The sequence below is a fragment of the Dyella sp. 2HG41-7 genome (genome assembly GCF_021390675.1).
In the GTDB taxonomy this organism is placed as follows: Bacteria; Pseudomonadota; Gammaproteobacteria; order Xanthomonadales; family Rhodanobacteraceae; genus Dyella_B.
The window spans coordinates 199,873-219,380 of the sequence record NZ_JAJEJV010000004.1 but is presented as its reverse complement, the minus strand read 5'-3'; the positions used below and the strand labels follow the sequence as shown (position 1 = coordinate 219,380).

Annotated in this window: 19 protein-coding genes; 5 read left to right on the top strand and 14 right to left on the bottom strand. The window is 60.1% G+C overall.

Annotated elements, in window-relative coordinates:
* Positions 1-155 precede the first annotated feature (155 nt).
* From L0U79_RS02385 to xth, 7 genes are all read right to left on the bottom strand, one after another.
* Positions 156-1,025 (bottom strand): ParB/RepB/Spo0J family partition protein, encoded by an 870-nt coding sequence (locus L0U79_RS02385; protein ID WP_233840292.1) that lies wholly within the window; start codon positions 1,023-1,025, stop codon positions 156-158.
* Between the two features lie 2 nt (positions 1,026-1,027).
* Entirely contained in the window at positions 1,028-1,879 is an 852-nt protein-coding gene (locus L0U79_RS02380; protein ID WP_233840291.1) for a ParA family protein, read from the bottom strand.
* An 82-nt stretch (positions 1,880-1,961) separates the two neighbouring features.
* A complete protein-coding gene (gene rsmG, locus L0U79_RS02375; protein ID WP_233840290.1) occupies positions 1,962-2,624 on the bottom strand; it encodes a 16S rRNA (guanine(527)-N(7))-methyltransferase RsmG in 663 nt (220 codons plus the stop codon).
* Between the two features lie 133 nt (positions 2,625-2,757).
* Complete coding sequence (locus L0U79_RS02370) at positions 2,758-3,216, bottom strand: SPFH domain-containing protein (RefSeq protein WP_233840289.1); 459 nt, start codon at positions 3,214-3,216, stop codon at positions 2,758-2,760.
* Between the two features lie 255 nt (positions 3,217-3,471).
* Complete coding sequence (locus tag L0U79_RS02365; protein WP_233840288.1) at positions 3,472-4,305, bottom strand: pirin family protein; 834 nt, start codon at positions 4,303-4,305, stop codon at positions 3,472-3,474.
* 139 nt (positions 4,306-4,444) lie between these two features.
* Positions 4,445-5,134 (bottom strand): YecA family protein, encoded by a 690-nt coding sequence (locus L0U79_RS02360; protein ID WP_233840287.1) that lies wholly within the window; start codon positions 5,132-5,134, stop codon positions 4,445-4,447.
* Positions 5,134-5,913: an exodeoxyribonuclease III gene (xth, locus tag L0U79_RS02355; protein WP_233840286.1), complete on the bottom strand. Its 780-nt coding sequence runs from the start codon at positions 5,911-5,913 to the stop codon at positions 5,134-5,136. The genes L0U79_RS02360 and xth overlap by 1 nt, the downstream gene beginning before the upstream one ends.
* Before the next feature lie 133 nt (positions 5,914-6,046).
* Here xth and L0U79_RS02350 point away from each other — a divergent pair, with 133 nt between their 5' ends.
* Positions 6,047-8,101: a S9 family peptidase gene (locus tag L0U79_RS02350; protein WP_233840285.1), complete on the top strand. Its 2,055-nt coding sequence runs from the start codon at positions 6,047-6,049 to the stop codon at positions 8,099-8,101.
* 82 nt (positions 8,102-8,183) lie between these two features.
* Here the strand turns inward: L0U79_RS02350 and L0U79_RS02345 are convergent, their stop codons facing one another.
* Both L0U79_RS02345 and L0U79_RS02340 read right to left on the bottom strand, forming a co-directional pair.
* Positions 8,184-9,266 carry a PA0069 family radical SAM protein gene (locus L0U79_RS02345; protein ID WP_233840284.1) on the bottom strand — a complete coding sequence of 361 codons (1,083 nt, stop codon included), beginning with the start codon at positions 9,264-9,266 and terminating at the stop codon, positions 8,184-8,186.
* Between the two features lie 41 nt (positions 9,267-9,307).
* Positions 9,308-11,539, bottom strand: coding sequence for a hypothetical protein (locus L0U79_RS02340; RefSeq protein ID WP_233840283.1), 2,232 nt, complete (start codon positions 11,537-11,539; stop codon positions 9,308-9,310).
* Positions 11,540-11,634: 95 nt separating this feature from the next.
* Between L0U79_RS02340 and L0U79_RS02335 the strand changes: the two genes are divergently transcribed.
* From L0U79_RS02335 to L0U79_RS02320, 4 genes are all read left to right on the top strand, one after another.
* The gene (locus tag L0U79_RS02335; protein WP_233840282.1) at positions 11,635-11,856 is read left to right on the top strand and encodes a hypothetical protein; all 222 of its coding nucleotides are present in this window, start codon (positions 11,635-11,637) and stop codon (positions 11,854-11,856) included.
* Between the two features lie 129 nt (positions 11,857-11,985).
* The gene (acs, locus tag L0U79_RS02330; RefSeq protein WP_233840281.1) at positions 11,986-13,926 is read left to right on the top strand and encodes an acetate--CoA ligase; all 1,941 of its coding nucleotides are present in this window, start codon (positions 11,986-11,988) and stop codon (positions 13,924-13,926) included.
* Positions 13,927-13,995: 69 nt separating this feature from the next.
* Positions 13,996-14,640, top strand: coding sequence for a 4'-phosphopantetheinyl transferase superfamily protein (locus tag L0U79_RS02325; protein ID WP_233840280.1), 645 nt, complete (start codon positions 13,996-13,998; stop codon positions 14,638-14,640).
* A 43-nt stretch (positions 14,641-14,683) separates the two neighbouring features.
* Complete coding sequence (locus L0U79_RS02320; RefSeq protein WP_233840279.1) at positions 14,684-15,427, top strand: pyridoxine 5'-phosphate synthase; 744 nt, start codon at positions 14,684-14,686, stop codon at positions 15,425-15,427.
* 137 nt (positions 15,428-15,564) lie between these two features.
* On the opposite strand, the gene L0U79_RS02315 is transcribed toward L0U79_RS02320, so the two are convergent.
* The 5 genes from L0U79_RS02315 to L0U79_RS02295 form a co-directional block, all read right to left on the bottom strand.
* Entirely contained in the window at positions 15,565-15,984 is a 420-nt protein-coding gene (locus L0U79_RS02315) for a biopolymer transporter ExbD (RefSeq protein WP_233840278.1), read from the bottom strand.
* A gap of 6 nt (positions 15,985-15,990) precedes the next feature.
* Positions 15,991-16,413 carry a biopolymer transporter ExbD gene (locus tag L0U79_RS02310; protein WP_233840277.1) on the bottom strand — a complete coding sequence of 141 codons (423 nt, stop codon included), beginning with the start codon at positions 16,411-16,413 and terminating at the stop codon, positions 15,991-15,993.
* Between the two features lie 11 nt (positions 16,414-16,424).
* Positions 16,425-17,201 carry a MotA/TolQ/ExbB proton channel family protein gene (locus tag L0U79_RS02305; protein WP_233840276.1) on the bottom strand — a complete coding sequence of 259 codons (777 nt, stop codon included), beginning with the start codon at positions 17,199-17,201 and terminating at the stop codon, positions 16,425-16,427.
* Between the two features lie 48 nt (positions 17,202-17,249).
* Complete coding sequence (locus tag L0U79_RS02300; RefSeq protein WP_233840275.1) at positions 17,250-17,909, bottom strand: energy transducer TonB; 660 nt, start codon at positions 17,907-17,909, stop codon at positions 17,250-17,252.
* A gap of 219 nt (positions 17,910-18,128) precedes the next feature.
* Positions 18,129-19,430 (bottom strand): tetratricopeptide repeat protein, encoded by a 1,302-nt coding sequence (locus L0U79_RS02295; protein ID WP_233840274.1) that lies wholly within the window; start codon positions 19,428-19,430, stop codon positions 18,129-18,131.
* Positions 19,431-19,508: the final 78 nt, after the last annotated feature.

Here is a 19,508-nt window from a genome sequence, read left to right as displayed (position 1 = left end):
TGGTAAACGGGGGAGAGGGTTTGGGTGAGGGGTCGATCTTGCTTCGACGGCGACAGCGAAGCGCTTGTCCAAACGATGTCGCAAAAAAACTAAATTTTTCGCTAGATCGGCCCCTCACCCCAGCCCTCTCCCCAAAGGGGAGAGGGAGTTAGTCGTTAGCGCAGCTTGCCGAGGATGCCATCCAGCTCGTCATTGCTGTGGTAGTGGATCACCAGCTTGCCGCGACCGCCGCGACCGTGCGCGACTTCCACCTTGGTGGCGAAACGTTCGGCCAATTCGCGTTCCAGCGCATCGATGTTCGGATCGCGTGCCGGCGCGCTTTTGGCTTTGCCTTTGGGCGCGGTCTGCGCTTTGCGCGCGGCGTCTTCGAGTTCGCGCACGCTCCAGTTGTGACGCGCCGCTTCCAGCGCCAGCGATTCGGCTTGATATTCGGGCAGCGTGAGCAGACAACGCGCGTGACCCATTTCCAGTTTGCCGTCATCGAGCAGACGCTTGATGGACGCGGGCAGATCGATCAGGCGCAGCATGTTCGACACGGCGGCGCGCGAGCGGCCCACCGCATCGGCGGCTTGCTGATGCGTAAGATCGAAATCGTCGATCAAACGCTTGATGGCGTCGGCTTCTTCCAGCGGCGTGAGATCTTGGCGCTGAATGTTTTCGATCAGCGCCATCGCCGGCACGGCGACTTCCGGCACGTCTTTCACAAGCGCGGGAATTTCGCTCATCTGCGCGCGTTGCGCGGCGCGCCAGCGACGTTCGCCAGCGATCAGCTCGAAGCTGTTCTTGCCGATTGCGCGAACGACGACGGGTTGAATCAAACCTTGCGCGCGAATCGACGCGGCCAATTCGTCCAGCGCTTCGTCGTTCCAATGACGACGCGGCTGATATTTGCCGGGTTGAATGTATTGAATGGGGAGCGTGCGCAGCTCGCCTTCTTGTTCGATGACCGATGGCGTACCGGTATCGCCGCCACCGAGCAGAGCATCCAATCCGCGTCCGAGTCCGCGTTTTTTAGCAGCCGACATGCTTACTCCTGATCTGAATGGGCCGAGGCTTCCACGGATTCCTCGGGCGTGTCGCCATGCATCGCGTGCAACGCGGCGACCGCAGCTTGCGAGCCGCGTTCGCGACGGATGATTTCGCCGGCGAGGCCGATGTAAGCGATGGCGCCGCGCGAACTGCGATCGTAAAGATGGATCGGCTGACCGTGACTGGGCGCTTCGGCCAGACGCACGTTGCGCGGAATGATCGAGCGCAACACTTTGTCGCCGAAATGTTGGGTGAGCTGCGCGGACACTTCGTTGCCGAGGTTGTTGCGCACGTCGTACATGGTGCGCAGCAAGCCTTCGATTTCCAATTGCGGATTCAAATGCTGGCGCACGGCCTTCACGGTATCGAGCAAACTCGATAGACCTTCGAGCGCGAAGTATTCGCACTGCACCGGAATCAACAGACTGGTCGCGGCGGTCAACGCGTTGACGGTAAGCAGGTGCAAGGTCGGCGGGCAATCCACCAGAATGATGTCGTACTTGCTCGCGACATTGGCCAGTTGTTCTTTGAGCCGATTCTCGCGCGCGAACGCATCCATCAATTTGAGTTCGGCGGCGGTGAGATCGCCGTTGCCGGGCAGCAAATCGAAATGCGCTTCGGTGGAAACGATGGCGTCGTTGATCGGCGCTTCGCCCAGCAGCACTTCGCAACCGCTCGGCGAGACTTCGCGCTTGTCCACGCCCGATGCCATGGTCGCGTTGCCTTGCGGATCGAGATCGATCAGCAACACTTTGCGCTTCGCCGCAGCGAGCGCTGCGGCGAGATTGACAGCGGTAGTGGTTTTGCCGACGCCACCTTTCTGGTTGGCGACAGCGATGATACGGGCCATGTCTCGTCCGGTGCCGTAGGTGTGTTCGAAAGGACGGCTAGATTACCAGGAAGGGGGCGAAACAGCCTGCCACCGTCGTGGGTTACGTGCGCGGGCGCGCCGTGCGGTCGTCCCCGGCGCGGCCGAGTATCACGAGGTGACGCTCCGCCGATCCCAGCCCGGGCACGGCCAATGCGTGCGTGCAGTGGACCACGAATTCGGGCGGCACCCCGCCGAACTCGTCGTCCGGCGTTTTGCCCTTCATCGCCAGCCAGAGTCCCTCTGGCGCCAGCAGATGACCGCCCCAGGTCAGCATGTCCGCCAGACTGGCGAAGGCGCGCGCGGTGACGCAGTCGAACTGGCCTTCGACGTCCTCGACGCGCGATTGCACGACGCGCACGCCTTCGAGCTTCAACGCGCGGATCGCTTCGCGCAGAAAGCGCACTTTTTTCCCGTTCGAATCCACCAGCAGGATCTGGCGACCGGGCGCGGCGATGGCCAGCGGAATGCCCGGCAGCCCCGGGCCGGTGCCAAGGTCGGCCAAGGTCTGACCTTTGACGTAGGGCAGGATCGCGAGGGAATCGAGCAGATGGCGGATCACCATCTCCGACGGATCGCGGATGGCGGTGAGGTTGTAGGCCGCGTTCCAGCGTTCGAGCAGAGCCAGGTAATCCAGCAGGCGCGGCACGGCGGCGTCCGGCAACGCGAGGCCGAGCGCGTCGATGCCCTGTTCGAGCTTGGTTTGCAGGGCGGAGCGGTCGGTCATCGAACTTCCTTAGGCGTCGGCCGCGCAGTATCTCCAGGCGCCGCGGATAAAAGAAGACCCGCCGGAGCGGGTCGATACTTTCAGATTTCCCCTGGGCCGGTGCTCTTGGGCGGCCTGGCCAGATGCGGGTCGATCAGGCTGCGTCGAGTTCCACGCGGGTGACCATCACACCGCGGTCGCGCAACTGCCGGTTGAGTTTGGTTTTGAGGCGGGCGGCGACTTCGCGACGCTCCGTAAGCTCGTTGTCCTCATCCGCGTGAAGCGCGTCGAACACGCTGTGGCGGATGAGCTGGTCGGCTTGTTCGATCACCGCATCGGCGCGCTCGGGTTCCAGCACTTGCCAATAAACAGTGCCCTGCATGGGCGTGGCCTGAATCAGCGAGGCGTCGAAGCGCAGCAGGCGGCCGCCCAGATCGATGCGGTGACCTACTCGATCCACCAGCGGCAGCACCACGTGGGTGCCCGGCTGCAGCAGGCGCACCGGCTTGCCGTAGCGATAAAGACTGTAGACCTGACCTGTCGGCACACGCTTCACCGCCACTGCCGCGAGGGCGAGAACCGTGATGAGGAGAGTGAGTGTCAGAACAGTCATGGCCTATTAGAACAACGAGTTAACTGCGATTTCTAAAATCTTTACGGAGCATCATTGTACAGGCACATGAAGCAGCCTGGATTAATGTCAATTTAACGCTGGTCCCCGATGCGCCGCAACCCCTTTTTCCATGCAAATCTTTAACGATTTCCTGCATGGGAAGTGATGCATCGTTCGTGCCTATCCCCAAACGCACATCGCCCCGTCGATATGGCTATCGGCAGGGCGATGGGGAGACTGAAGTACCTGGGGCGTTTAGAACTTGCCGGCGCGGAAATCGGCGATGGCTTCGTGGATCTGCTCGGGCGTGTTCATCACGAACGGCCCGTAGCGCGTGACGGGCTCCTCCAGCGGCTGACCGGCCACCAAAAGCACACGGGACGGGGCTTCCCGGCCTTCGATGCGGATGGTGTCGCCGTCGGAAAGCACGGCCAATTCGCTGCGCGAGAGCGTCTCGCCGGCCACCTTGGCGTCCTTGCCGTCGAACACGTAGGCGAACGCGTGATGACCTTCCGGCAGCGGAATATCGATCACGGCGCCCGGTTCGAGAGCGATATCCAGATAAACGGGCGCGGTGACAATTCCTGACACAGGACCCGTAGCGTCACCCAACGTGCCGGCAATGACCTTCACCGTCACCCCGGCGGCCGGATGCACGACCGGGATACGTTCCGGATCGATGTCCTGGTACCGCGGCGCGGTCATCTTGTCTTTGGAAGGCAGGTTGACCCACAGCTGGAAGCCCCACATCAGGCCGTTTTCCTGCTGCGGCATTTCCGAATGGAGAATGCCACGGCCGGCGGTCATCCACTGCACGCTGCCGGGTTTGAGATCGCCCCGGTTACCGTGGTTGTCGCCGTGCTGCATATGGCCCGCCAGCATGTAGGTGACGGTTTCGAAGCCGCGATGCGGATGCTCAGGGAATCCGGCGATGTAATCGCCGGCCTGATCGGAACGGAATTCGTCCAGCAGCAGGAAAGGATCGAGCATGTCCAAACCCGGCTGGCCGATGATGCGCTTGAGCTTGACGCCCGCGCCATCGGAGGTATCGGTGCCGCGGATGCGGCGAAGAATGCGACGCTCGGTCATGGTGAGCTCCTAAGGGAAGGATCTGGCGCACATGATGGATGTGCTCCGATGCGTACCCAAGTAGCAACGAACGAACGGAATGTTTCGAGTAGGGAACAGCCTGTTTTACTCCTTTCCCCGTCGAGAAAGGAGCCCAGGTTCAGTGCACCCAGTGACCGCTGCGCTGACGCGGCGGCGCTTGATGATCGTGCTTGTCTTTGTTGGCGTCGTTGAGCGCATTGAGCTCCGCTTCGGTGGCCGGATGCTCGAACCAATAGTGATTCACCGATGCGAGCACAGCGGGAAGCTGCGCGAGGCAATCGTCGTATTCCTCGTCGCTGAGTTTTTCGAACTCCGCTTCCGCACTGAGGATGCCTTCGTCCACCGCCAAAGCCATGACCGGCCCGAGCATTTCCATCAACGGCGGATCGTCGGCCAGGCGTTTTTCCCACAACGTGGCGCGCAGATCGATGCCGCGACTGAAACCTTCGCACCAGCCCGCGGCTGAGAGCACGGGGCCGGCTTCGGTATCCACTTCGCCGAGGATCGGTTCGTAGGCGTCCACATCCAATTCGGCGCTGATGGAATCGTTGAGCTTGGCCAAGAGGGCGAGCACGCGATTGCCTTCGTCTTCGTCGGCGAACGGTTCGTGCAGTACTTCGGGCAACCATTCGTCCGGCAACACTTGGGTGGGGCCGACCGCCAACGCGCTGAGCAGGCCGTGCACGCCGTCGAGCAGCAGATGGCCGTCCTGCTCCTGCGTGTGGGCGCGCAGATAGGTATCAAGCTCGTCGAGTTCGGCGTCGTCTAGAGAACTGGGCCAATCGGTCTTGGTAGGGCTATTCGTCATCAGATATCCAGGTCAACCGTGACCGGCGTGTGATCGGAGGGGCGTTCCCAACGCCGCGGTTCGCGGTCGATGGCGGCGGCCTTGGCCGAGGATTTCAGGGCATCGCCGAGCAGGATCAAGTCGATGCGCAAACCCATGTTGCGCCGGAACGCGCCTTGCCGGTAGTCCCACCAACTGTAATGGCCGCCTTCTTCTTCAAACAGCCGGAAACTGTCGTGTAAACCCAAATCCGTGATGGCTTTCAAGGCGTCGCGTTCGGGCGGGGAACACAGAATGTCTTCGCCCCAACTGATGGGGTCGTAAACATCGCGGTCGTCGGGTGCAATGTTGAAATCGCCCAGCACGACCAGGTTGGGGTAGCGCTTGATCTCTTCCTCGAGGAACGCCCGCACCCGCTCCAGCCAGTGGAGTTTGTACGCGTATTTCTCGTCGCCAATGGCTTTGCCGTTGACGACATAGAGATCCACCACGCGCACGTCGCCGACGGTGGCCGCGAGAATGCGTCGCTGCGGATCGTCCAGCCCCGGAATATCGGTGACGACGTTTTCGAACGTCACGCCCAGGTCGTTGCGGGCCAGGATCGCGACGCCGTTATAGGTTTTCTGTCCGGCGTACACGGCTTGGTATCCGGCGGCGGCCAGCTCATCCACGGGAAATTTCGCGTCTTCCAGCTTGGTTTCCTGCAGCGCCACAACGTCCGGGCGGCTGGCGGCAAGCCATTCGGTCATGTGCGGAATGCGCACCTTGAGCGAGTTTACGTTCCATGAGGCGATCTTCATGGGTGAATTGTAAGGGATGAAGGTGACGGTCATGGACCAGGGCAGCTCGGGAATGGGTGCCTTCATACCTATGGGTGAGGTGGGTGATAGCTGCTAGGTTGGGTGCCTTCCTGTGTCTGCGGAACGACCCGAAATGCTCAAACCTTCCCGTTGGTGGCTTCCTCTCCTCGCCGCGTTGCTTGCGCCGTCGGCGTTTGCCGATACGCACAGCGCCACCGATCCGCGCATCGATGCGCTGCTCACGCAGCTGGGCAAAGTGCGCGACATCAGCGAAGTGGCGCTGTCGCCGGATGGCCATCAACTCGCCTGGGTGGTGGAAACACAAGGCAAGCCGAGCATCATGCTGGCCGACGCGGACGGCAAAAACGCGCACAGCATCGGTTTGGCGAGCAAACCAGGCGCCTGCAGCGAAGACGATCTGGCATGGGCGCCGGATTCGCGCCATTTGGCCTTCCTTTCCAATTGCGCGAGCTCGCGCGCCGGCATGGGCGGCAGCAAGCAGCCGGATCTCTACGTGCTGGATACGCAGTCGCAGGCCAAGCCGGTGCATCTGTCCAACCTCAACGGGTATGCGCACAGCTTGAGTTGGTCGCCGGATGGCAAGACGTTGGCGTTCCTCTACGTGGAAGGCGCCACGCGTCGCGCCAGCGCATTGGCGGCAGCGAAGCCTGCGCTCGGCGAAATCGGTGTGGAAGGTATCGAGGTGGAACGTCTGGCCACGGTGTCGGCGCAAGGCGGATCGCCGCAACTCGTGTCGCCGGCCGGCAGTTACATCTACGAATTCGCATGGGCGCCCGATAGCGCGCGCGTGGCGTATGTCGCAGCGGAACCGCCGGGCGACAACAATTGGTGGATCGCGCAGTTGTATGTGCAAAACGCACAGGCGAACGCGACGCGCACGGCGATCGTCGATCCCAACACCGTGAGCGGTTCGCTGCACGGTTTGCAGATCGCCTTGCCGCGCTGGTCGCCGGACGGTTCGCGCATCGTGTTTATCGGCGGCTTGATGAGCGATCAGGGTTCCACCGGTGGCGATCTCTACAGTGTTTCGTCGCAGGGCGGCGCGCCGGTCGATCTCACGCCGGGTATCCATGTGACGCCGTCGTGGTTCACGTGGAATACGCCGCAATCGCTGCTGGTGGATCAAGTCAGCAACGGTCATGTGCAGTTGGCGGAATACGCTGTGCAGGCCGACAGTGCGAAACAACAACGCGTGTTATTCACCGCGTCCGGCTACATCGGTGGTGGTGGCGCATTGCTGGCGCCGTCGTTCTCGGCCGATCATCGCAGCATCGCGTTTATGCAGTCGTCGTTCGACAAAGCGCCGGAGGTTTACGCCGGCGCCGTGGGCGATGCGATGCCGCCTGCCGTCACGTCCATCAACGCGGATGCAAAGCCGAGTTGGGGCAAGGCCGAATCGGTGGAGTGGGATAACGAAGGTTTCCACGTGCAGGGCTGGTTGTTGTATCCGGCCAACTACGATCCGCACAAACATTATCCGATGATCGTGAACGTACACGGTGGTCCGTCGGCGGCGGTGATTCCGCATTGGCCGTCGGTGGGTTATGGCGCTGTGCCGTTTTCCACGCTCGGCTATTTCGTGTTTATGACCAATCCGCGCGGTAGCTACGGCGAGGGCGAGGCGTTCGTCCAGGCCAATCGCAAAGACTTTGGTTACGGCGATTTGCGCGACACGCTCGCAGGTGTCGATGCGGTGGAGAAAAAACTACCCGTCGACGATCACCGTCTCGGCTTGACCGGCTGGAGCTACGGCGGCTTTATGAGCATGTTCGCGCCGACGCAAACGCAGCGCTTCCGCGCTGTAGTCGCCGGTGCAGGCATCGCCAACTGGCAGAGCTATTACGGCCAGAACTTGATCGACAAATGGATGATTCCGTTCTTCGGCGCATCCGTGTACGACGATCCGGCGGTTTACGGGAAAAGCTCCGCCATCAATTACATCAAGAAGGTAAAGACGCCGACCTTGATCGTGGTGGGCGAGCGCGACGCGGAATGTCCTGCGCCGCAGTCGTTCGAATACTGGCACGCATTGCGCACACTCGGCGTGCCGACGTCGCTGGTGGTGTATCCGAACGAAGGACATCACTTCTTCAACCCGACCAATCAGCGCGATGTGTTGCAGCGTGCGCTGAATTGGTTCGAGAAATATCTGCCGCCCAGCGAATAAGCCACCCTTTTTTCAATCGGCGTTTGCGTACGCTCGACCCCTTTCTTGCCAGGCAGGAAAGGGGTCGAATTTTATGCGCGGCTCAAAAAAGTTCGCCTTGCGGAGAGGATTTGCGAGGAGGCACAAAGAGAGATGTATTCAATTGCAGCTCGCGCGCGCGTCCAAAACCGTGACGTCGGCACGCGACGTCGAAACGACGACGCAATAGCTGCGCGAAGACGCCCTGACCGCGCATGCGCGTAGCGAAGTCGCTGTCGTAATCGTTGCCGTCGTTCATTTGTTGCACCAGGCTCATGACGTGCGCGGCGCGTTGCGGCGCATGCAAGGCCAGCCATTCTCGAAACAGCGCTTTCAGTTCGTACGGCAAGCGAAGCACGGTATAACCGGCGCAACGCGCGCCGGCGTCGGCGGCTTGCTCAAGCACCGCTTCCATATCGCGATCGTTCAACGCGGGAATGATGGGTGCTACCAATACGCCGACTGGTATGCCGGCTTCCGCCAGCGTTCGAATCGCCTTCATACGACGATGCGGAGCGCTTGCGCGTGGTTCGAGTTTCGCCGCCAGATGATTGTCCAGCGAATTGATGGAAACGAAAACTTGCACAAGATTTTCCCGCGCCATCGGTGCGAGAAGATCGATATCGCGCTCCACCAACGCATTCTTCGTCACGATCGTGCACGGATGCTGGCATTCGGCGAGCACCTGCAGTGCGGCGCGCGTGATACGCCATTTCTTTTCGATCGGTTGATAAGGATCTGTATTGCTCCCGATATTGATCGGACTGATCGCGTATCCCGGTTTGGCTAACTCCATGCGCAACACGTCGGCGAGATTGCTCTTGGCTCGCAGTTTGGTTTCGAAATCGAGCCCCGGCGACAGGTTCAAATAACTGTGGCTAGGGCGGGCAAAGCAATAGATACAACAGGCCTCGCATCCGCGATAAGGGTTCATCGCCAGCGTGAACGCAAGGTCCGGTGAATCGTTGCGCGTGATGACGCTGCGCGCGCGTTCTTCGGTCACTTCGGTACGCGGGCGTGGTTGCTCTTCATCGAGCACGCCGTGCTGCCAACCGTCGTCTTCAGCATGATGACGGATCGTTTCGAAGCGACCCTCAGGATTGGAGGCGGCGCCACGACCTTTGTGTGCGCGGGGAAGATCAGTCATCGCGCAATGATGCGCCAGGCGCATCTCAAGCGATGCGACACTTAAGGTTGTTTTGCTTGCTTCAAGCGTTGCGCAAGCCAAGTGGCCATGGTGTTGATGGGATAGTCCTGCTCGAGTTGGCGATGCATTTCGTCGAATACAGGTGGCGAGATAGTCCATCCCAAGGGAAGCGGATAGTTGCCCGGACATAGCCGCAGATGCCACAACACGTCGCTGTTGCCAGGTTCGGTAGGATTGGTTTGCAGCGACGCGAGCAGATTCGCTCTGGCCAATTCGCCGCGCGCATTGCGCGTCTCCAGTAGCGCGACGAGCGGCGCCGTCGCTTCGCCGTAACTGTGCAACTCAGTGGGACTCGGCGTGCGCGGGCACGCTGCGGAGTAGAGCGGCAATGGTTGCTTGGGATTGTGCGCATCGACGAAGTCGCGCAAGCTGGGATCGTTGCTGATATGAACCACGATGAATTGCAACGGCTGGGCTTGCTGCGCAGCGATGGTGCGCAAGCGCTGCATAAGTTCGCGCAAGGTTTCTGTTCCCGAATTTTCGAAGTAGCCGCCGTCCACCAATTGAAATGCCGCAGGCGAAAGCGCCGGCGATGGATCAGCAGCGGTTTGCAGAGTTCCTGCGGGGCTCAGATAGGTGAATCGTGCGCTATTGAGTATGACTTCGCTCAACGGCACGCGTGGATCTAACCAGCGCGCGCCATCGTAAGCCGACGTCCACGGGTTGACCGCGAAAGGTCGAAACGGATGCTCGACGAAACGCCATCCCTGTGCGACGGTGGTGCTGTTAAAAAATAGAGCCGGCGTATTCGTGTCGATGTCGCCGTTGGCGGTTACGTAGAGATTAGAAAAGGGCTGCGCGAGCGCGGTAATGCCTTCGTCTTGCGCGACCTGTTCCCAGGCGCGAGTCAGCGCGCGGCCTCGATCGTCGAACAATGCGCCCGGCAACCATCGTTGGGTGAAATCCAGGAACCAGGCATTCGCCATCACGGGAGCGAGAAAGTCGTGATCGAGTATGCGCTCGCTGCGAGCTTGCGCGGACAGTCCCGTTTGCGGCGCTTTCTGTAGCGACGTGACATACGTCGCCAGACCCAGGCTTCCACCGGATACGCCGCTTGCCGCAAACAGATAGCGCTCAAATAGCGGCTCGCTGCCGTTCGGTGGCAACGCTTGATCGATCTGCACGGTGAATTGGCTGAGCACCATCGCCGTCCACGCCGCCGCGCGCAAACCGCCGCCTTCGGTGGAGACCATGATGACGGGACACGCGCGGTTCGGCGCGCAGCGGCTTTGCAACCACGCTTTGGCGTAGGCGTCGAAGTCGGGTCGACGATCCTGCGGCGCAGGCAGCGGCTTTTCATGCGTCGTCATCGTCGGGTATTGCCGCACGCGGTGATTGTCGTTGAGATGAAGCGCGTGCAGGCTGGCCGCCACCACAGCAAGCAGACTGAGCAAGGGCAGCCCGCGGCGATCCGCAAGCATGCATAGAAAGCCGCCGCTCATGCAGAAGAAACTACTGGTGATAAGTAAGACCGCGAGCGATCCCATGCCGTCGAATTGGCGCGGCTGAAACACCACCAATACCGTAATGAACACGTTCAAGATCAGTACCGCTAGAAACAAGCTCAGCGATCGTGTACCCAGTTCCTTGATGGATTCGACGCGTGGCTCGACGAGTTTTGCGTGAGCGGTTTTTTTTCGCAGTCGCTGACGCCCGATAAAGAACACGATCAGCGCCGCCGCTTCGATCAACAATCCGGCGCTGCGCACGTTGCGACGCAAGCATTGCGTGTGCGTGTTGCACACGGCATGCGGCGTGCCCTGCAACGCCATCAGATAGCCGAACAGCATCAGCAGCGGCACGAGCATGCCTAGCACGCGAGGAATCCATTGCCGCAGTCCCGCAGCGCGAGGATCTTGCAGCGCTGGCCAGCGCGGGTACGTCAGTCGGTAGGCCTTATAGGCGGTGTACCAGACGGCGAGCCCGGTCAACGCCGCCGTCGCCAACAACCATAGATACCGCGTGCTGCTCGGATCGGCCCACATGGCGATCAGGAATAACTCCGACGCCTGGTTCACATTGGTCATAACGATCGTGGCGAACGCCAGCACCAGCAGCGTCACTCGGATCGGTTTGCAGTGATCCAGAACGATCCCCAGCCAATCGACGATGGCCCACCGTACTGCGCGCACGCGCTGCCATGTGGATGAATTGTGCTCAGCCATCGCTCCGCAATCCGTGCCGTGTCCAATCGGCGCCCATATTACGGACATCGCGCGTGTCGGGCGGGTGGACAGGGCCCCACTTCAGGCGCAGCGGCGGCGCTATGATGGATTTATTACATGGCCTATTCGACGACGGGGCCGCTATGCGCTGGATATTGCTGGTTGCAACCTTGCTGTCGTGGTTGGCTTGTTTCACGCGTCACGGTGGAGGCGCGATGGGGTTTTGGCTGTTTGTCGGCATTATCGGCGCCATCGCCACCGCGCTCGCGTTTGCGCAGGCGCGTATCGAAGCCCGCGCCCGGCCGGAAACCATGTTCGAAGTCACCCCGACCGGAAAGAACCGCGACAAGTCTTCGCCGTCGTGATTGCTGCATCGCAACGCTTGGTCATTTAGCCGCCTAAACGCTACACTCGGGCAGTTGACCCCGTAAAAAGAAGTCGCGCGATCCTTCACTCGAGTGCGCTCCCGGCAGATCGGTGAGCAGGAGGCAAATATGTCAAAGGTCTATCCGGTCGATCCCGCCTTCGCCGCCAAGGCGCGCATTCGCAAGGCCGATTACGAACGCTTGTATGCCGAGTCGGTGAAAGACCCCGAAGGTTTCTGGGGACGTATCGGCGAGCGGTTGGATTGGAACAAGAAACCCACGCGCATTCGCGACGTTTCTTATGATCCGAAAGATCTGCATATTCGCTGGTACGACGACGGCGAACTCAATGTGTCGGCCAATTGCTTGGATCGCCATCTGGCGACGCGCGGCGACAAGACGGCGATTATTTTCGAAGGCGACGATCCTTCCGAATCGCGCCGCATCAGCTATCGCGAACTGCATACGGAAGTGTGCAAGTTCGCCAACACCTTGAAGCATCTGGGTATCGCCAAAGGCGATCGCGTGGCGATCTATATGCCGATGATTCCCGAGGCGGCCGTGGCCATGCTGGCATGCGCGCGTATCGGTGCAGTCCACTCGGTGGTTTTTGGCGGCTTTTCGCCGGATTCGCTGGCAGGGCGCGTGGCGGATTCGGCCGCGAAATTGGTCATCACCGCCGATGAGGGCGTGCGCGGCGGCAAAAAGATTCCGCTCAAAGCGAACGTCGATGCGGCGCTGGAGCGTCCCGGCACCAACAGCGTGGAAACGGTGATCGTCGTGCGTCGTACCGGCGCCGCGGTGGCGATGCAGTCGCCGCGGGACCGCTACTATCACGTGCTGATGGAAGGTCAATCTGCGGACTGTCCGCCAGAACCGGTGGAAGCGGAGCATCCGCTGTTTATTCTTTACACGTCCGGTTCCACCGGCAAACCGAAAGGCGTGCTACACACGTCGGCGGGTTATCTCGTCTACGCCAGCTATACGCATGAGCTGGTGTTCGACCTGCAGGAAAGCGATGTCTACTGGTGCACCGCCGACGTAGGCTGGGTGACCGGACACAGCTATGTGGTCTACGGACCGCTCGCCAATGGCGCGACCACGGTGATGTTCGATGGCGTGCCGAACTATCCGGATTTCAGCCGCTTTTGGCAGGTGGTGGACAAGCATAAGGTCACGTTGTTTTACACGGCGCCTACCGCAATCCGCGCATTGATGCGCGAAGGCGAAGGTCCGGTGAAAAAGTGTTCGCGCGCGAGTTTGCGTTTGTTGGGTTCGGTGGGCGAGCCGATCAATCCGGAAGCGTGGGAGTGGTATCACCGCGTGGTAGGCGACGATCGTTGCCCGATTGTGGATACGTGGTGGCAAACCGAAACCGGCGGCATTCTGATTACGCCGCTGGCCGGTGCGATCGATGAGAAACCGGGTTCGGCGACGTTGCCGTTCTTCGGCATCAAGCCTGCGGTGGTCGACGCCGGCGGCACAGTGATCGAAGGCGCCGCCGAAGGCAATTTGCTGATCACCGATTCGTGGCCGGGGCAGATGCGCACGGTGTATGGCGATCATCAGCGCTTTATCGACACGTACTTCAAAGCGTATCCCGGCAACTATTTCACTGGCGACGGCGTGCGTCGCGATGAAGACGGTTACTACTGGATCACCGGTCGCGTTGACGACGTGATCAATGTGTCCGGCCATCGTATCGGCACGGCGGAAGTGGAAAGCGCGTTGGTCGCGCATCCCAAAGTGGCCGAAGCGGCAGTGGTGGGTTGTCCACACGAGATCAAAGGTCAAGGCATTTACGCGTATGTCACGCTCGTCGCTGGCGAACAAGGCAACGACGACTTGCGCAAAGAACTGGTCGCGTGGGTGCGCAAAGAAATCGGCCCGATCGCTACGCCCGATTACATTCAGTGGGCGCCGGGTTTGCCCAAGACGCGTTCGGGCAAAATCATGCGCCGGATTCTGCGCAAGATCGGCGAAAACCAGCCGGATCAGCTCGGCGATATTTCCACGCTGGCCGATCCGGCGGTGGTGAAAAATCTGGTCGACGAGCGCTTGATTCGCTAAGGCGCGCCAGCCCTTCATTCGACGCAGCGGCGCTTGTATCGCGCGGCTGCGTTCCGGCAGCATGCGCGTATGCAAACCTCTTTGGGCCAAGACGTCGCCGACATGGCGGCCGCATTGGATGGCGACACGATCCATGTGTGGCAGCTTCGCTACGAGCGCACACAACGTCGCGAACCTTTGCGCGCGTTGTTGGGGGCGTATCTGGGCTTGTCGGCGGACGCGGTTGCGTTTGTGGAAGGCGAACACGGACGGCCGGAACTTGCGGAGCCGTGGAACCGGCATCTCCAATTCAACTGGTCGCATAGCGGCGATATCGCGCTGGTCGCTCTAGCGCGTGGCATTGTTCCGGGCATCGATGTCGAACGTCTTCGTCCGCGTGCGCACGCCATGGAAATCGCGGAACGCTTCTTTCATCCGGACGAAACATCCGCCTTGACGGCGCTCGACGATGCGCAACGGGATCAGGGCTTTCTCCAGCTCTGGACGGGTAAAGAAGCCGTACTTAAAGCGATGGGCCGCGGTATTGCGTTTGGATTGGATCGCCTCCGATTGACAGTGTCTCCCGCAACACCGCAGCTGATCTGGCTCGATGGGGACGACGCCACACAGTGGCAACTCCAACCGATATCGCTGAATGCCGGCTACGTCGCCTGCGTCGCTTGGCGAGGGCCCGCGCAGGCCATTGTCATGGGGACACTTGCCGACAGCGCTTGAACGTAGCACTGTGTCCGACCCACGAGATCGGTCTCGAATCTTCATGACCCTGCTTAGCGTCAATCTCAACAAGATCGCCGTGCTGCGCAATTCGCGCGGCGGGAATGAACCCGATATCGCGCGCGCCGCGGTGACATGTATCGAAGCCGGATGCGGCGGCATCACCGTGCATCCGCGCCCGGATATGCGGCACGTGCGGCCCGACGACGTGCGCACTTTGGCATCGGTGTTGCGCGGACGTGTGGAATACAACATCGAGGGTAATCCCTTCGCTGCGCCGCGCGGGGAATATCCGGGTTTGATTGCGCTCGCGCGCGAAGTGCGGCCGACCCAGGTGACGCTGGTGCCCGACAGCGACGGGCAGATTACGTCCGATCACGGATTCGATCTCGCTCACGATATGGAGCGTCTGCGACCGCTCGTTGCGGAGCTTCGCGAATTGGGTTGTCGCGTAAGTCTCTTTGTCGATCCGGGTGCGACGGGTTTCGAGCACGCTGCCGAGATCGGCGCGCAACGCGTCGAAATTTATACCGGGCCTTATGCGCACGCGTTCGCCGAAGGCGACGCGAAGGAACCACTTGAATTGTGCGTGGAGACGGCGCGCCGTGCGCAGCAGGCGGGATTGGCGGTCAACGCGGGTCACGATCTGAGCCAAGCGAATCTTGGAACGTTGCGCGCCGCGATTCCCGGCCTGGCCGAAGTATCGATCGGACACGCCCTGATCGGCGAAGCGTTGTACGAAGGCATGGTGTCGACCGTGCGCAACTATCTGCAGATTCTTCGCTGACGTTTAGCCGTCTAAACGGCTGTCGGTTTTCCTCGCGTTATTTCCCCGCTTCACAAACAGAAACCCCCGCTTGCGCGGGGGTTCTGCGGGTAACGCTTGGCGATGCGGTTGAACTGTTCCGATTCAACCGCCGCTAATTACTGCCCATTGCTATCGGTAAAGCCGATCTTGTTCAGACCATAGCTCTTCGCGTCAGCCAGCACGCGAGCAACAACCTGGTACGGGACCTGATCCGCTGCATCGATTTGTACTTCCGGCTGATCCGCTTCGCTCTTGGTCGCAATGACCGCGATCTGCGTTTTCAGCTGTGCCTCGTCGACCGGCGTGTCGTTCCAATAGAACGCACCCGACTGGTCGATCTTCAAGTGCACCGGCTCCGGCGGATTCGACGGCGGAATCACGTTCGGGTTCGGCTGCGGCAAGTCGATCTTGATTTTGTGGGTCATGATCGGCGCCGTGATCATGAAGATGATCAGCAGCACCAACATCACGTCGACGAGCGGCGTAACGTTGATGTCGGCCATCGGGCCTTTGCCACTTCCACTACTGAATGCCATGGCTCGTCACTCCTTGCCGGTCGTCATGAAACCGACGTGGACCATGCCCGAATCCTTGGCTTCACCAAGCACTTTGCGGACCGTCTTGAACTCGGTGTCCTTGGCGGCGCGAATCTGCAGCTCGGGCTGCGGAGTCATCGACGCAAAGACCACGAATTTCGACTTCAACTCCGTGTCAGTAATCGGCTGCTGACTGTCGTTGAGGTACATGTTGCCATCGTCCTTGATGGCCAAGTCAATCGGCTCAGTCTTCGGCGCTTCATCGGCAGTCTTGGGGTTTGCCGTTGGCAGCTTCACCGTAATCCGGTGCGACATCAGGGGTGCCGTAATCATGAAGATGATCAGTAGCACCAACATCACGTCGACGAGCGGCGTGACGTTGATTTCCGACATCGGCGAGCCGGATTCGTTTCCGGAACTCATCGCCATGGGTCAATCCCTCACTTATGAGTCGGTGCAGTGCCTTCGACGCGTGCACCGGTAGCGAAGAAGTCGTGCAGGTCGTGCGCGAATTCGTCGAAACGAGCATAGGTCAGGCGGTTCGAACGGGTGAAGAAGTTGTAGGCGAGCACGGCCGGGATAGCGGTGAACAGACCGAACGCGGTCATGATCAGAGCTTCACCCACCGGACCGGCCACGGCTTCCATCGAAGCGTTACCGGAAGCGGCGATGCGGATCAGCGCGCCGTAAATACCCCACACCGTACCGAGCAGGCCGACGAACGGAGCCGACGAACCGACGGTGGCGAGCAGCGTCATACCGCCTTCCATGCGCAGGCTTTCGCGAGCGACGGCCTGGCGCAGAGCGCGATCGATGAATTCCGAGCGGCTCAGCGATTCGGCGAGACGACCGCCACCGGCGGAAGCTTGCTGATGGTGAGCAACCGCGGAAGCGGCATCGAGAGCGATCTTCGAGAAGGGCTCGCCCTTGGGCTGGGCTTCCAGCTCACGGATGGCGTCTTGGGTCGAATTATTCGACCAGAAGCCGTTGATCACGCCATCGGCGCGACCACGAACCATCGAATTGCGGATGGCGTTGGCGATGATGAAGTACCAGGAGGAGAAGGACATCACCACCAGTACCACGAACACCGTCCACCCCAAGAAATCGAAGTTGTGGAGAAGGTCGTGGAAACCCATTTGTTGCATCGCCATTGCATTGGCGTTGCCACCTAGAGCCGGTGCGGCTTCGGACGGAGCAGGAGTCTGTTGGAACATAAACGCTACCCTTAGAAAGTCAGGCGTGAACTGTAACTGTAATAGGTATTACAGCTGATTGAGATTGAAGTTGACGGGTACGCGTACGTAACCTTCAACCTTTTTACCGTTTTTCATTTCAGCATTGAAACGCCATTTCTGGGCTGCCTCAATTGCTGCGCGATCCAATTCGCGGAAGCCGCTGGACTGGTCAACCTTGATGTCCTTCGGCGTGCCGTCCACGGCCACCAGGATCAACAGCGTTACCGTGCCTTCATGCCGTTGGCGAATAGCCTGCGGCGGATATTTCGGCTGGATGCGGCTGTTGTAGCTGATGTCTTGGGCGGCCTGGATATCCGCTGGCGGCGCCGGAGGTGCCGGGGGTGCCGGCGGCGGCGACGGAGCAGGATTGTTGGACGCTTCCTCGACAGCCGGCGGCGGTGACGGCGGCGGCGGAGTCGGCGGCGGAACCACCTGCTTGATGATCTTCGGCGGCGGCTGCTTCGGCGGCTCCGGCGGCGGAGGCGGCGGCGGAGGTGGCGGAGGCGGCGGCTCGATGAAGTTCACCTGCACGATCTTTTCTTTCTGAACTTCCGCCGATTTCGGGGGCGCCATTGGCGCGATCAGTATCAGGAAAGCAAAAGCATGCAGCGCGATGGCTACCGCCAGCGCCCATGTGCGTCCCCAACTGAACGGCTTTACGCCGGTGTCTTCGTTACTTGAGGCCATCTGTCGCTTTCAATCAGGATCTAGTCAATCGGAATGACGTGGTCGCAGCATCCAGCGGCAAAGCTGTTCCCAAAGAGGGTGACATTTGCCACTGGACAATACGGGAAAAGTCCAACGGTACAACAGCACATGGCGTTTGTATAGCTTTTGTGTAGGCGAAGGATGACATTCTTATAGACGTCCATTCGCCTAGCTAACACTCACCTAACGCTTCGAAAATCAACCGCCAATGTTGGCGTCTTTCAGCCATTTCTTCGCTTGCGCGGCGGTTTCCGGATCCTTCTCGGCTTCCATGACTGCTGTCGCTGCAGCGGCCTTGTCCTTGAGACCTACGTTCGCTTGAGCGAGTGCCATATAAGCCTTGCCCTTATGCTTCACGCCTTTGCTGATGGCTTGCTGCAGTAGCGGTTTGGCGGCGCTGTACTCGTTCTGTGTCACAAGTGCGACACCGGCTTTGTAAGCGGCTTCGCCATCGCTGGAAAGCGGCACGGCCTTCTTGTACGAATCGGCAGCGGCGTTTCCGTCTCCACCGATCATGTGCGCATCGCCCATCAGCACATAGTTTTCTGCGGAGGATTTCACGACGCCCTTGCTCATGCCTTCTTGCAGCACTTGCACGGCTTTTTCCGAATCGACGCTCGGATCTTGCGTAGAAGAATCCTGCGCGACGTTCAAATACAACTTGGCCATTGTCACGTAATCGCTTTCGGTCGTGAGCAAGCCTTTCTCTTTACCTTGCTCCATCAGCTTCAACGCGTCGGGATATTTCTGCATCTGGATGTCCAGACTCAGCGCGTTGTGGAAGCTGTTGGGATCGGTAGGCGTGCTAGAAACCTGTTGGTTCGCGATTTCAGCAGCTTTATCTTTTTGTCCGGAATCGTTGTAGTCGAGCAGCAGCAACTGATTCCAACGCGGATCCGGTTTGTCCGTCATCGACTGCGCTTTCTTCAGCGCTGCAATCGATTCCGGATATTTCTGCATGCGGTAATACGCTTCGCCTTCGAGCGCGTACGACTCGGGCGTTTCCTTCTTACCTTCGGCGCGCCACTTTTCGACAGTGTCGATCGCCGGTTGATATTGCTGGTTGAGCACGTAGAAGGTCGCCAGTTCGAACTCGAGCTGGAAGTAGGCATCATTCGGCATGACGCCGTTGTCGAGAGAACGCTTCAGCAAATCGATGCCGCCCGGCACGTCGTTGTTGATCGCGTGGACGCGAGCGAGACCTTGCATCGCCATGGCTTGCACGTATTTGCTCTTCGCGCTGTCGGCGAGCGGTTGCAGAATTTGCGTCGCCTCGTCTTTGTTGTTCGCTTGTGCGGCGTCGAGACCTTTGTTGAGCGCTTCCTGCTCTTTCTTGTCCGTCAAATCCAGCTTGGGTTCTTTGCGGGTCGCGTTGGGATACAGCGGTGCCGCTTTCTGCTGGTCGCTCGACGACGATTTGTCGCTCGCTAGCGCCGGAGTGCTTGCCAACATCAGCGCAATCGCTGCACCGGCCAGCATCTTCAGGGAAGCGTGTGTCATGGCGTTCCTCAAAAATGGAAAGGAGTCGAATTTCACGCACAAGCTGTGCGGGGGATCACTGAGATTAACCTGACAGTG